Source organism: Kitasatospora sp. GP82, from assembly GCF_029892105.1.
Lineage (GTDB): Bacteria > Actinomycetota > Actinomycetes > Streptomycetales > Streptomycetaceae > Kitasatospora.
The window spans coordinates 46,873-60,165 of record NZ_JARZAJ010000011.1; the positions used below are offsets into that span (position 1 = coordinate 46,873).

Genomic DNA, 13,293 nt, shown 5'->3' on the forward strand with positions numbered 1-13,293 from the left:
CGCAGCCCGGCCCGATCCTGCCGGGCCCCGTGGAGGCACACGCGGACCATGCCCCAAAAGCCACCGAAACGCCCTAAACGGGTACCGCAGATGGGCGTACGCGGCACAGCCGGCGGACCGGCCTATGCACCCTGCGCGTCGTGCGCCAGCAGTGCGACGTACAGCGAGGTCAGCTGCTCCAGGTCGTCCAGGTCGGTACCGAGCAGGTCCTCGATGCTCTGCAGTCTCCGGTAGAGCGCCGGCCTGCTGATGTGGTGCTCCTGCGCGGCCAGGGACTTGTTCCGGCCGGTCCTCAGATAGGTACGCAGCACGTCCAGCAGCTCCGGTCGGCCGAGCAGCGGGCCCAACTCCCGTTCGATGAAAGCCTGGAGCTCCGGCTCGTCCCGCAGCAGCCGCACCAGACCCCGCAGTCGTACGTCCCTGAGCCGGGCGAACGGGCCCGTCGGGGGAGCGGCCAGCGCCGCGTCGGCCACATGGACCGCCTCCAGGAAGGAGCGCCGGACCTCGTCCAGTACCGGGCAGGCGAATCCGGCGCCCGCCACCGCGCCCGAGCCCCGTACGGCCAGCCGCTCGTGCACCCGCTCCGCGAACCGCCGTACCTCGGAGTCCGCCTCCCGCTGGTTCGGGATGCTGAGCAGCACCGCCATCGCGTCCCGGCCGATCCGCGCGACCAGCGCGGCCGGACCCTCCTCGGCCGGCGGCCGCCGATGTGCCGGGCCACCCTGGTCCGTCAGCGTCCGCGCATCGGCCAGCGCCCGCTCGATCGACTCCCGGAGTGCGTCGGCATCGTCCGAGCGGAACACCACCGGTACGAAGCGGCGCCGGTCCACCGGCAGCCCGGCCGCGCGGGCCCGGGGGAGCAGCTGCTCCGGACGGGCCGTCCCCGAGGCCAGCTCGGTCAGCAGCACCTCGGCCGCCTGGTCCTCCCAGTCCCGAGCCCGTTCACCGCCCTCGCACTCACCAAGCAGCCGGTGCACCGCCAGTGCCTCGGCTGCCCGTTGCGCGAGCACCAGCCCTGCCTCGGCCTCTCCCGGGTGCCCGAACAGGACCAGGTGCCCCCACTGCCGGCCGCGCGCCTCCAGGCGGGCGACCACCCAGCCGTCAGGGCCCACGCTCACCGGACCGTCGCCCAGCAGCCCGGCCACCTGGCGCGAGATCCGGTCCCAGTCGCGCAGCAGATCGTCGCGCGCGGCCCGTCCCCCCGCCGTCGCCAGCACCCGGTGCGCGAGGTTCACCAGCACCAGGGGGCCGCCGCTGTAGGTGGCGATCTCGTCCAGCAGCCGTTGCAGCGGCACCCCGGAGAGGTTGAGCGCGGTCAGCGAACTGCGCATCCGCTCCGAGAGGTCCAGCGCCGCGAACCGGCCGTGCACCAGACGCGCGTGCACCTCCTCGGTCAGCCGGGCGAACGGCGCTGGCCGGTGCAGCACGATCAGCGGCACCCCGCACCGTTCGGCGGCCCGCCGCATCGCCTCCGGCGTGCTCCGGAAGGCCCGGCCGAGCCCGAGCACCACTGCCGCGGCATCCGCCCGCCGCATGGACTCGACGTACTCCGCCTGCGCCCGCTCGTCACCGGCCAGCAGCAGCCCGGTGGTCAGCACCATCTCGCCCCCGGCCAGCATCACCGCCACATCCGGTGCCTCCGCCACATGCAGCCACCGCACCGGCCGGTCCAGCCGCTCCGGGCAGGCCACCACCTCGGCGTCCCACCGCGCCACCAACTCCAGCCGCAGCACGTCCCGGACGGTCAGCCGCGCCGCCGCTTCCCCGCCACTCACCGGACCTCAGCTCGCAAGATCTCCCCTTCCGGTGCTGCGGGAGTCTAGCGGTGACGCGGCTGGCGCCTGCTGCTTCGGGGGCGGCGGCACGTTATTTTCAGGGGCGCGGGGCTCTGCTTGATCAACTGCGTGCGCGAATCGGAAGGCGCCGGACCGTACCGACCTCCGGTGAGCAAGTTGCACCGCCCGCGCGCAGTCCGCTGCTGTGCGGCGACGCACATTGCCCACCCTGCACCGGGGATGACAGAGTGCGGACCATGGTCATCTCCTCCGCGCCCGAGCAGCAGCAGGCCCCCGCTCCCGCCGCCGTCTTCGACTGGCTCGACGAGGCGGCCGAACTCCGCGCCCGGGCCGGGCTGACCCGTACCCTGCGCAGCCGTCCCGCCGAGGACCCGGTACTGGACCTGGCGAGCAACGACTACCTCGGCCTGGTACACCACCCGGCCGTCACCCGCGCCGCAGCCGAGGCCGCGCTGCGCTGGGGCGGCGGCTCCACCGGCTCCCGCCTGGTCACGGGCACGACCGCCCTGCACACCGAACTGGAGCGGGAACTGGCCGAGTTCTGCGGCTTCGAGGCGGCGCTGGTCTTCTCCTCCGGGTACGCGGCCAACCTCGCCGCGCTCACCGCACTCACCGACCCCGACACGCTGATCGTCTCCGACGCGTACAACCACGCCTCGCTGATCGACGGTTGCCGTCTCTCCCGCAGCGACGTCCACCGCGCCCCGCACAGCGACCCGGCGTCGGTCGCGAAGACCCTCGCCGCCCGTTCGCACCGCCGGGCGCTGGTCGTCAGCGACTCCGTGTTCTCGGTGGACGGCAATGCCGCTCCGCTGGCCGGACTCTCCGCCGCCGCCCGTGCGCACGGTGCCGCGCTGCTGGTGGACGACGCGCACGGGCTCGGCGTGCTCGGTGCGGGCGGCAGCGGCGCCCTGGCCGCCGCCGGACTCGCCGGACAGCCGGACGTGGTCGCCACGGTCACCCTCTCCAAGTCGCTCGGCTCCCAGGGCGGCGCCGTACTCGGCCCCCGACGGGTCGTCAGACACCTGGTCGAGACCGCTCGCACCTTCATCTTCGACACCGGCCTTGCTCCGGCCGCCGTCGGCGCCGCTCTCGGTGCGCTGCGCCTGCTGCGCGCCGAACCGCACCGCGCCGACCGCGCTCGCGAAGTCGCCCGCACCCTCGCCGAGCGGCTCACCGCCGCCGGTCTGCACGCCAGCACTCCGGACGCCGCCGTCGTCTCGGTCCGGGCCCCCGGGCCGGAGGCCGCCGTGCGGTGGGCCGCCGACTGCCGCACCGCGGGCCTCGCAGTGGGCTGCTTCCGGCCCCCGTCCGTCCCCGACGGCATCTCCCGCCTCCGGCTGACGGCCCGAGGTGATCTGACGGACACTCAGATCTCCGAGGCGGTACGGATCGTCGGCGCGACGGCGCCCGCATAGCCCGCGCGGCGCCTCAGCCTGCGTGGCGGACCAGCAGCGCCTCGGCGCCGACCGGGCGGTACCCGGCGGCCTGGAAGGCGCGGACACTGGTCGCATTGCCTGCGGACTGCTGCGACCAGAGGTGCTCGCCCTCCGGCAGCAGGTGGCGGGCCGTCACCGCCAGTGCTCGCCCGAGGCCCCGGCCCCGGGCCTGCGGATCGACCTCGATCGCCACCTCCCAGCGCCCGGCCACGCCCCGGCCGAGGACCAGTACCCCACCCGGTGTCGTCCAGGCCCGGACATCGTCGCGGAAGAGCAGCGCCCGGGCGATCCGCGGGTGTTCGCGGTCCTCGATGGGCCGGACGGGAAGCGGGGGCTCGCCCGGCAGCCTGGTGGACACGGTCAGCAGGTCGATGGTGTTGACGACCCGCCCGGTCCGCTCGGCGAAGGCACTCAGGAAGGACGGGGAGTGCGGCGCCGCCAGTCGATCGGCGGGGGAGGCCGCGATCGTCTCCCGGATCCAGTCCGGGTCCTCGTCCGTGAAGACGACGGCGTGGGCGCTGAACGCGATCACCCCGGCCTCGCGCTCGTGCGGCTGCGGTACCACCGTCACCGATCCGGTGGCGGGTGGGAACACCCCGGCGGCGGCCTCGTCCAAGATCTTCTTCAGCATGCCCTGATCCTATGGCTCGTCCGCCGGCACGGTGGGCATGCCCTGGACGGGCTTGAACTCCTGCTTCGCGGCGGCTGCCTGCGACTGCTGGGCCCTGCCCGTCGCCCCGGTCCCAGTCGGTCCCGTTGCCGGCCCGGCCGGCGCCGGCCCCTCCTCTGCGGGCCCCTCGGTGGACGGTCCGGACTCCGCCGGTGTGGCGGCCGAGGGCCCTCGCACTGCGGACTGTACGAGGACCAGGCCGGAGGCCATCGCCCCGGCGACGACCAGGCTGAGAGCGGCCCGGGTGATGGTGCGTCGACGGCGGAGCCTGCCGCCCTCGCGCACGATCGCCTCGACCGGTGCGGGTCCTACGGCCAGGTCGTTCGCCCAGTGGGTGAGTGTCAGTTGGAGGTCGGTCTCATCGAAGTCGGCCATTGAGCACCTCCGGTTGGGTGGTCTGCCATGTGTGATCGGTGAGTTGGGGGTGGACGCGGAGCTTCGCGAGTCCCTTGGAGGCCTGGCTCTTGACGGTCCCGACCGAGCAGCCGAGGATCGAGGCGACTTCGGCCTCGGAGAGGTCCTCCCAGTACCGCAGGACCACCACGGCCCGCTGGCGGTCGGGGAGTTCGTCCAGCGCGCTCAGCAGGACATGGCGCTGGTCGAGCCGCCCGCTGGGATCGCTCTCGTCGTGCCGCGGCCGCTCCGGAAGCGTCTGGGTCAGGTACTCGGGGGGACGGCGTTTACGGAACCGGTCGGCGTTGCTGGTCACCAGGATCCGCCGAAGGTACGCATCCGGGCTGTCGCTGTCCCTGACCCGCCGCCAGGACGCGTACGCCTTGGCGAGTGCGGTCTGTGCCACATCCTCCGCGTGGTGGCGGTCCCCCGTGAGCAGATAGGCCGTCCGCACCAGGGCCGGCCACCGCCCCTGGACGAACTCCCTGAACTCCGTCTCGTCTTCCGCGCGCATCGGAGCGCACCCCCTTTCACCCCACCAGACCACCGACCTCGGGAATCGGGTTGCCTCTCCCGGCGACCGAATTCGATCACGCCCGATCGGGTTCCGGAGCCGGGGCAGCGGCAGAGCGCCGTGGAGTCGCACGCCAGGACGGAGCAGACCCCGGGCTATCCTCGGCCTATGCCGAGTCCGCGCGAGCCCGTCCGGCCGGAGCCGTGGTCCGAAGGTGCCGCGCACCCTTACCCGAAGCGGGTCTGGTACGCGGCGTACGGCTCGAACATGCATTTCGACCGGCTGACCTACTACCTGGTCGGCGGCCGTCCGCCCGGTGCAACACGGACCTACCCGGGCTGCCGGGACGGGAGGGCTCCCGAGCGGGTGCTGCCGATCCACCTGCGCGGGGAGCTGTACTTCGCGATGGAGTCGCGGACCTGGAGAGGCGGAATGGGTTTCTACGATCCGCTGGGGAGCGGTGAACTACCCGCTCGTGCCTATCTGCTGACCGTCGGCCAGTTCTCGGACATCGCCGCCCAGGAGATGTACCGCATGCCGGGAACGGATCTGGAGCTGGGCGGCGCGCTGGCCAACGGCAGTGAGCAGCTCGGTCTCGGCCGATACGAGACGCTGGTGTGCCCGGGCGTCCTGGACGGTTACCCGGTGCTGACCTTCACCGCGCCCGGGCGCCGGGCGCGGGCGCAGCTGAACCGCCCTTCGGCCGCCTACCTGCGCTACTTCGCCGCAGGTCTGGCCGAGGCCCATGGCTGGAGCGTGGCGCGGATCGCGGACTACCTGAGCAGCCGCCCCGGCGCGGCCGGCTCCTGGTCGTCGGCCGAGGTCACGGCGCTCTGCCGGTCCTGACGTCCCCCCGGGCCCGCCCAGGTGCGATGTCGACCACACTCTCGTCGGGGGGTGGGGCCGGCCCACGGTCACCGCCTGCGGAAGGACCCGCCGGACCGGGCCTACTGCTTGCGTGCCCGGCTGGGCTGGACGCGGGCGGGCTCGCCCGGCATCTTGGGGTGGTCGGGCGGGTAGGGCAGGTCGCCCAGGCCGTCGTCGCGGGCCTGACGGGCCGACAGTTCCAGCAGGGAGTCCAGCGAGAAGGCGTGTTCGTCCAGGTCGGCGTGCACGTCGCCGAGTTCGGCGAAGCGCTCGGGCAGGGTTCGCAGGTCGAAGTCGGTGGGGGCGACCTCGTCCAGTTCCTCCCAGCGCAGCGGGGCGGAGGCGGTGGCCTCGGGGCGGGCGCGCAGGGAGTAGGGGGAGGCGATGGTGCGGTCCCTGGCCATCTGGTTGTAGTCGACGAAGATGCGCTCGCCGCGCTCCTCCTTCCACCAGGCGGTGGTGACCCGGCCGGGCATCCGCCGTTCCAGCTCGCGTCCGAGGGCGATCACGGCGTGCCGGCAGTCGGTGAAGGTCCAGCGCGGCTCCACCGGTACGTACACATGGATCCCGCGCCCGCCGGAGGTCTTGGGCCAGCCGCGCAGGCCGTGCTCGTCCAGCAGCCCGCGCAGTTCGTGGGCCGCCCGGACGGCGTCGCCGAAGTCCGTGCCGGGCTGCGGGTCCAGGTCGATCCGCAGCTCGTCCGGGTGCTCGGTGTCGTTGCGGCGGACCGGCCACGGGTGGAAGGTCAGGCACCCCAGGTTGGCGGCCCAGAGCACGGCGGCTGGCTCGGTCGGGCAGATCTCGTCCGCCGTCCGCCCGCTGGGGAAGGCGATCCGCGCGGTCGGCAGCCAGTCCGGGACGCTCTTCGGGGCGCGCTTCTGGTAGAAGAACTCGCCCTCCACACCATCCGGGAAGCGTTGCAGCGTGGTCGGCCGGTCGCGCAGCCCGCGCAGCACACCGGGCGCGACCGCCAGGTAGTACCGGGCCACGTCCAGCTTGGTGAAGCCCCGCGCCGGGTAGTACACCTTCTCGGGGTTGGACAGCCGCACCGTCCGGCCGTCCACCACCAGTTCCATCGCTCCCGCCGTTCCTGCCATGGTCTCCACGCTAGGCCGAGCGGGCCCCGGCCGCCGTGTCCGGCACGCGGGCGGGCGGGTGGCCAGCCACCATCGGAGCATGGACCTTCCCGTGATGCCTCCGGTCTCGCCGATGCTGGCGAAGGCGGTGGGCGAGATCCCGCCCGGCATGCAGTACGAGGCGAAGTGGGACGGCTTCCGGGCGATCGTCTTCCGGGACGGCGACGACATCGAGATCGGCAGCCGCACCTCCAAGCCGCTCACCCGCTACTTCCCCGAGCTGGTCGCCGCCTTCCGCACCGAGCTGCCCGACCGCTGCGTGGTGGACGGCGAGATCGTGATCGCGCACGACGGGCGGCTGTACTTCGAGGAACTGCTGGAACGCATCCACCCGGCGGCCAGTCGAGTCCGTACGCTGGCCGAACGCACACCAGCCTCCTTCATCGCCTTCGACCTGCTCGCGCTCGGCCCCGACGAACTGGCCGAACTGCCGCTCGCCGAACGGCGCACCGCCTTGCTCGCGGCGCTCGGCAGGGCCCGGCCGCCCGTCCATGTCGCCCCCGCCACCACCGAACTCGACCAGGCCCGCACCTGGTTCGCGCAGTTCGAGGGCGCCGGTCTCGACGGTGTGGTGGCCAAGCCGCTGGACCAGCCCTACCGCCCGGGACAGCGCACCATGTTCAAGGTCAAGCACCAGCGGACCGCCGACTGCGTGCTGGCCGGCTACCGCGAGCACAAGAGCGGCCCGGTGGTCGGCTCGCTGCTGCTCGGCCTGTACGACTCCACCGGCCGGTTGCAGCATGTGGGCGTCAGCGCCTCCTTCCCGATGGCTCGCCGCCGCCAACTCGCCGATGAGCTCCAGCCCTTGCGGATGACCGACCTCACCGGCCACCCCTGGGCGGCCTGGACGGACGAGGCCGCCCAGGCCGGCTCTCGCCTCCCCGGCGCCGTCAGCCGCTGGACCGGCAAGAAGGACCTCTCCTGGGTACCGCTGCGCCCCGAGCGGGTCTGCGAGGTCGCCTACGACCACATGGAAGGCACCCGCTTCCGGCACACCACCCAGTTCCGCCGCTGGCGGCCCGACCGTGAACCGGCCGACTGCACGTACGAGCAGCTGGAGGAGCCGGTCTCCTACGACCTCGGGGAGCTGCTCGGCCCCTGAGCGCCCATGCTCCTGAGCGGCTGTGCCCCTGAGCCGCCGTGCTTCGAGCCGTTGCGCCGCCGCGTCGGGCCGCCGCGTTGGGCCGTACGGGTGGGCCTCGGCGGGCCGCCGGAGGCCGTGGGGCACCGCTCGGGCACGATCGTGAAGCCCAGCTGTGGCGGCCGTTAAGAATTCCTCGATGGACCGCACCCGCTCCGACCAGGCAGATTTCACTCTGCCCGGCCCGGCAGGGGCCGTATGCCGGGCTTACCTCGGCCTGTCCAGAAGCAGTCCGTTCCACCGTGCGTCAGGAGTCCTCGCCGTGAAGGCACTCGTCAAGCAGAAGGCCGAGCCCGGACTCTGGCTGATGGACGTTCCCATGCCGGAGATCGGTCCGTCCGACGTGCTGATCAAGGTGCTGCGCACCGGCATCTGCGGCACCGACCTGCACATCCGCAAGTGGGACGGCTGGGCGCAGCACACCATCAAGACCCCGCTGACGCTCGGTCACGAGTTCGTCGGCGAGGTCGCGGCGATCGGTGCCGCGGTGGCCGACGTCAACGTGGGCGACCGGGTCAGCGGCGAGGGCCACCTGGTCTGCGGCAAGTGCCGCAACTGTCTGGCCGGGCGCCGTCATCTGTGCCGCAACACCGTCGGCCTGGGCGTCGGGCGCGACGGTGCCTTCGCCGAGTACGTCGCGCTGCCCGCCTCCAATGTCTGGGTTCACCGGGTGCCGGTGGACCTCGATGTCGCCGCGATCTTCGACCCGTTCGGCAACGCCGTGCACACCGCGCTCTCCTTCCCGATGGTCGGCGAGGACGTGCTGATCACCGGCGCGGGCCCGATCGGCATCATGGCGGCCGCCGTCGCCAAGCACGCGGGCGCCCGCAACGTGATGATCACCGACGTCTCCCCGTACCGCCTCGACCTGGCGCGCAAGGTCGGCGTCACGCTCGCGCTCAACGTCGCCGAGCACAGCATCGAGGAGGGCCAGCAGCAGCTGGGCCTGCGCGAGGGCTTCGACGTGGGCCTGGAGATGTCCGGCCGTCCCGAGGCGATGCAGTCGATGATCGCCAACATGACCCACGGCGGCAAGATCGCCATGCTCGGCCTGCCCGCCGACGACTTCCCGGTGGACTGGGCGCGGATCGTCACCTCGATGATCACGATCAAGGGCATCTACGGCCGCGAGATGTTCGAGACCTGGTACGCGATGTCCGTCCTGCTGGAGGGCGGTCTCGACCTCAGCCCGGTGATCACCGGCCGCTACGCCGCCGAGGACTTCGCCGATGCCTTCGACGAGGCGGCAAGCGGCAACTGCGGCAAGGTCATCCTCGACTGGACCGTCTGAGATCCGACCGTCTGACACCCTGCTAGGAGACACCGTGTTCGACAACGTGCGCGAGGACCTCGCCACCACCATGGACGAGATCCGCGAGGCCGGCCTCTTCAAGCCCGAGCGGGTGATCGGCAGCCCGCAGAGCGCCGCCGTCACCGTCACCGGCGGTGGCCGCCCCGGCGAGGTGCTGAACTTCTGCGCCAACAACTACCTCGGCCTCGCCGACCACCCCGCCGTCGTCGCCGCCGCCAAGGACGCGCTCGACCGCTGGGGCTACGGCATGGCCTCCGTCCGCTTCATCTGCGGTACGCAGGATGTCCACAAGCAGCTGGAGGAGCGGCTCTCCGCCTTCCTCGGCCAGGAGGACACCATCCTGTACTCCTCCTGCTTCGACGCCAACGGCGGCGTCTTCGAGACCCTGCTGGACGAGCGCGACGCCGTCATCTCCGACGCGCTCAACCACGCGAGCATCATCGACGGCATCCGCCTGTGCAAGGCCCGCCGCCACCGCTACGCCAACCGCGACCTGGCCGAGCTCGAAGAGCAGCTCAAGGCCACCCAGGACGCCCGCCGCCGACTGATCGTCACCGACGGCGTCTTCTCGATGGACGGCTACATCGCCCCGCTGCGCGAGATCTGCGACCTCGCCGACCGCTACGACGCCATGGTGATGGTCGACGACTCGCACGCCGTCGGCTTCGTCGGCCCCGGCGGTCGCGGCACCCCCGAACTGCACGGCGTGATGGACCGCGTGGACATCATCACCGGCACCCTCGGCAAGGCCCTCGGCGGTGCCTCCGGCGGTTACGTCGCCGCGCGCCGCGAGATCGTCGCGCTGCTGCGCCAGCGCTCGCGCCCGTACCTGTTCTCCAACTCGCTCGCACCGGTGATCGCGGCGGCCTCGCTGACCGTGCTCGACCTGCTGGAGGAGTCCGGCGACCTGCGGGAGCGCCTGGCCGCGAACACCAAGCTGTTCCGGACGAAGATGACCGAGGCCGGGTTCGAGATCCTGCCCGGCGAGCACGCCATCGCCCCGGTGATGATCGGCGACGCCGCCAAGGCGGCCCGCCTTGCCGATCTGCTGCTGGAGCGCGGCGTGTACGTGATCGGCTTCTCGTACCCCGTCGTCCCGCACGGCCAGGCCCGGATCCGCGTGCAGCTCTCGGCCGCCCACTCCACCGAGGACGTCGAGCGCGCCGTGGCCGCCTTCATCGACGCCCGCTCGGCGCTCGGCGAGTAGCCTCCCGGGCCCGGGGAGTTGCTCCCCGGGCCCGGGAACAGCCCCATGGATCCCCATGGATCGGGGAGTAACCCCGTGGACCGGGGGATCAGCCCCCCATAGACCTGCCCCGTCGGCGCTGTTTCGGCCGTCGGCGGGGCAGCCCACAGGCTCTGCCGGTGCGGCCGGACCCGGACAGTACGGCCGCGCCGGCAGTGCACTGCCGTCCCAGCAGCGGCGCCCGGTCTCAGCACCACCGCTGCCCTGGCAGAATGGCCGAGTGATCGACGTACGACGGCTGCGGACCCTGCGGGCCGTGGCCGACCACCGCACGGTAACGGCCGCTGCCGCAGCCCTCTACCTCACCCCCTCCGCCGTCTCCCAGCAGCTCGCCGCTCTCGAACAGGAGACCGGCCACGACCTGCTGGCCCGCGACGGAAGGGGCGTCCGCCTCACCGCGGCCGGGGAGATCCTGCTCGGGCACGCCGATGCGGTGCTCGCCCAGCTCGAACGGGCCGAGGCCGACCTCGCCGCCTACAGCGAGGGCGTTGCGGGCGAGGTCACGGTGGCGGCGTTCGCGACCGGAATCGCGCTGGTACTCGCTCCGGCGATCAGCGCGCTGGCCAAGAGCGTGCCCGGTGTCCGGATCAAGGTGCTGGACGCCGAGGGCGACGCCAGTCTGCCGATGCTGCTGGACGGCCTGGCGGACCTCGCCGTCGCCGTCGAGTACCGGGGCGCGCCGCGCGCCGACGACCAGCGGCTCACCAGGGTGCCGCTCTACGCCGAACCGTTCGAGGCTGTGCTCCCGCTCGGCCATCCGCTGGCCGCTGGGCACGGTCCGGTGGCCGTCGCCGACCTGGCCGCCGAGCCCTGGATCGGCCCCTACCCGGGCAACCCCTGCCACGACGTGGTGCTGCTCGCCTGCGAGTACGCGGGTTTCCAGCCTCGGCTGGTGCACTCCTCCGACGACTTCCGGGCGGTGGTGGCGCTGGCCTCGGCGGGCGCCGGTGTGGCGCTCGTCCCGCGCTCGGCGCTGCGCGGCGTCGATCTCTCCCTGGTCGCGGTCCGCCCGGTGGACAGCGCGCTGGCCACCCGCAAGGTCTTCGCCGCCGTCCGAAGCGGCGCCGAGCAGCACCCGCTGATCCGGCCCGTCCTGGACGCGCTGACGGCGGCGGCGCAGGGACTCTCGGCGGACTGACGGATGGTCAACTGGCTCTCCACTGCGTGTGTTCGCCATGAGTGTTCCGGTGCTCGTGTCAGTGCCTGGCCGAGGTCGACCCCGGAGCGGCCACAGCGGCGCTAGTCGTCGGTGACCTCGACACCCCGCCAGAACGCCACATGCCCGGCGATCTGCGCGGCCGCCGGGCTCGGGTCGGCGTAGTACCAGGCTGCGTCCGGGTTCTCGGCGCCCGCGACCTGCACCGTGTAGTAGGAGGCGGTGCCCTTCCAGGGGCACACGGTGGTGGTCGGCGAGGGCGTCAGGAACGCCGTCCGCACCGAGGCGAGCGGGAAGTAGTGGTTGCCCTCGACGACCGTGGTCTCCGAGCTCTCGGCGAGGATCTCGTCGTTCCAACGCGCAATGGCCATACGGCCATTCTGCCTCGTCCCCAGCCGGATCCGCCCCGAACTCGGCCTGTTCTCAGCCGGATCCGTGTCTCCTTCGGCCGTGGCTGCGGGGCCTCTGTGCATCGGAGCTGCTCAACACCGCTTCTGGCATATGCTGCTGACTCGGTCGGCCGCACTGCTGCGAGGCCACCCGAACCGGATCCCCTCGGCAGGAGCACCCGATGAGCGAGCAGGCCAACACCCTCGACCCCGCGACCGGGCCGATGCCGGTAGGAGTGATCGGCCTCGGCGACATCGCGCAGAAGGCCTACCTGCCGGTCCTCACCGCCCTGCCCGGCCTGGACCTGCGTCTGATGACCCGCGACCGCGCCAAGCTGGACCGCCTCGGCGAGACGTACCGCATCCCGGCCGCCCACCGTTTCACCGACCTCGGCGAGCTGATCGGCAGCGGGCTGCGCGCCGCCTTCGTCCATGCCGCGACGGACCAGCACGTCCCGATCGTCGAGCAGCTGCTCAACGCGGGCGTGGACGTCTACGTGGACAAGCCGCTCGACCACCACCTGGCCGGTGCCCGGCATCTGGTGGACCTGGCCGAGCGGACCGGCCGTTCGCTGATGGTCGGCTTCAACCGCCGTCACGCGCCCGGTTACCTGCTGGCCAAGGAGCGTCCGCGCGACCTGATCCTGCTGCAGAAGAACCGCGAGGGCCTGCCGGAGGCAGCCCGCACACTGGTCTTCGACGACTTCATCCACGTCGTGGACACGCTCCGCTTCCTGGTGCCGGGCGAGGTCGAGCATGTGGATGTCCGTTCGCGCACCCGGGACGGGCTGTTGGAGCACCTGGTGCTGACGTTGTCCGGGGAGGGTTTCACGGCTCTCGGCATCATGAACCGGGTCAGCGGCTCCACGGAGGAGGTCCTGGAGGTCTCCGGCGGTGACTCCAAGCGCGTGGTGGTCAACCTCGCCGAGGTGATCGACCACAAGGGCCAGCCGACCCTCCGCCGTCGCGGCGACTGGGTGTCGGTGGCCCGCCAGCGCGGGATCGAGCAGGTCGTCCTCGCTTTCCTCGACGCCGTCCGCACCGGCCGCACCGTCTCCGCCCGCGACGCCCTGCGCACCCACGAACTCTGCGAGCTGATCGTCGAGCGGGTGGGGAAGTAGCAGGCCGACGGAGGTTGCGAGCACGCTGCCCCGGTGGGCCTTGGCGCGTCCATGGCGGGTCGGCCTCTGTCAAGTGAGCCCAGCGAGCGCGGGGCCGGCGACCTGGCCGTGGC

13 protein-coding genes are annotated in these 13,293 nt (G+C 72.4%); 7 read left to right on the forward strand and 6 right to left on the reverse strand.

Annotated features, from left to right (window positions below; genetic code table 11):
- Window positions 1-122: 122 nt before the first annotated feature.
- Window positions 123-1,775 (reverse strand): PucR family transcriptional regulator ligand-binding domain-containing protein, encoded by a 1,653-nt coding sequence (locus P3T39_RS13375; protein WP_280697749.1) that lies wholly within the window; start codon window positions 1,773-1,775, stop codon window positions 123-125.
- Window positions 1,776-2,032: 257 nt separating this feature from the next.
- Here P3T39_RS13375 and P3T39_RS13380 point away from each other — a divergent pair, with 257 nt between their 5' ends.
- Window positions 2,033-3,214 carry an 8-amino-7-oxononanoate synthase gene (locus tag P3T39_RS13380; RefSeq protein ID WP_280697750.1) on the forward strand — a complete coding sequence of 394 codons (1,182 nt, stop codon included), beginning with the start codon at window positions 2,033-2,035 and terminating at the stop codon, window positions 3,212-3,214.
- A 13-nt stretch (window positions 3,215-3,227) separates the two neighbouring features.
- Here P3T39_RS13380 and P3T39_RS13385 read toward each other — a convergent pair whose 3' ends face one another.
- From P3T39_RS13385 to P3T39_RS13395, 3 genes are read right to left on the reverse strand one after another with little or no spacing between them, the layout of a single operon-like run.
- Complete coding sequence (locus P3T39_RS13385) at window positions 3,228-3,866, reverse strand: GNAT family N-acetyltransferase (RefSeq protein WP_280697751.1); 639 nt, start codon at window positions 3,864-3,866, stop codon at window positions 3,228-3,230.
- 9 nt (window positions 3,867-3,875) lie between these two features.
- A complete protein-coding gene (locus P3T39_RS13390; protein ID WP_280697752.1) occupies window positions 3,876-4,280 on the reverse strand; it encodes a hypothetical protein in 405 nt (134 codons plus the stop codon).
- Complete coding sequence (locus P3T39_RS13395; protein ID WP_280697753.1) at window positions 4,264-4,812, reverse strand: SigE family RNA polymerase sigma factor; 549 nt, start codon at window positions 4,810-4,812, stop codon at window positions 4,264-4,266. Before P3T39_RS13395 ends, P3T39_RS13390 begins: the two co-directional genes overlap by 17 nt.
- 168 nt (window positions 4,813-4,980) lie before the next feature.
- Here P3T39_RS13395 and P3T39_RS13400 point away from each other — a divergent pair, with 168 nt between their 5' ends.
- Window positions 4,981-5,658 carry a histone deacetylase gene (locus P3T39_RS13400; RefSeq protein ID WP_280697754.1) on the forward strand — a complete coding sequence of 226 codons (678 nt, stop codon included), beginning with the start codon at window positions 4,981-4,983 and terminating at the stop codon, window positions 5,656-5,658.
- Window positions 5,659-5,759: 101 nt separating this feature from the next.
- On the opposite strand, the gene ligD is transcribed toward P3T39_RS13400, so the two are convergent.
- On the reverse strand, window positions 5,760-6,755 hold the full coding sequence (gene ligD, locus P3T39_RS13405) for a non-homologous end-joining DNA ligase (protein WP_280697884.1): 996 nt from the start codon (window positions 6,753-6,755) through the stop codon (window positions 5,760-5,762).
- Between the two features lie 100 nt (window positions 6,756-6,855).
- On the opposite strand from ligD, the gene P3T39_RS13410 reads away from it, so the two are divergent.
- From P3T39_RS13410 to P3T39_RS13425, 4 genes are all read left to right on the forward strand, one after another.
- Complete coding sequence (locus P3T39_RS13410; RefSeq protein ID WP_280697755.1) at window positions 6,856-7,917, forward strand: ATP-dependent DNA ligase; 1,062 nt, start codon at window positions 6,856-6,858, stop codon at window positions 7,915-7,917.
- A 301-nt stretch (window positions 7,918-8,218) separates the two neighbouring features.
- A complete protein-coding gene (gene tdh, locus P3T39_RS13415; RefSeq protein ID WP_280697756.1) occupies window positions 8,219-9,247 on the forward strand; it encodes an L-threonine 3-dehydrogenase in 1,029 nt (342 codons plus the stop codon).
- 34 nt (window positions 9,248-9,281) lie between these two features.
- Window positions 9,282-10,475, forward strand: a complete 1,194-nt coding sequence (locus tag P3T39_RS13420; protein WP_280697757.1) for a glycine C-acetyltransferase — start codon at window positions 9,282-9,284, stop codon at window positions 10,473-10,475.
- Window positions 10,476-10,734: 259 nt separating this feature from the next.
- Entirely contained in the window at window positions 10,735-11,652 is a 918-nt protein-coding gene (locus tag P3T39_RS13425; RefSeq protein WP_280697758.1) for a LysR family transcriptional regulator, read from the forward strand.
- Window positions 11,653-11,753: 101 nt separating this feature from the next.
- Here P3T39_RS13425 and P3T39_RS13430 read toward each other — a convergent pair whose 3' ends face one another.
- Entirely contained in the window at window positions 11,754-12,041 is a 288-nt protein-coding gene (locus P3T39_RS13430) for a DUF427 domain-containing protein (protein ID WP_280697759.1), read from the reverse strand.
- Between the two features lie 242 nt (window positions 12,042-12,283).
- On the opposite strand from P3T39_RS13430, the gene P3T39_RS13435 reads away from it, so the two are divergent.
- A complete protein-coding gene (locus tag P3T39_RS13435) occupies window positions 12,284-13,180 on the forward strand; it encodes a Gfo/Idh/MocA family oxidoreductase (protein ID WP_280697885.1) in 897 nt (298 codons plus the stop codon).
- Window positions 13,181-13,293: the final 113 nt, after the last annotated feature.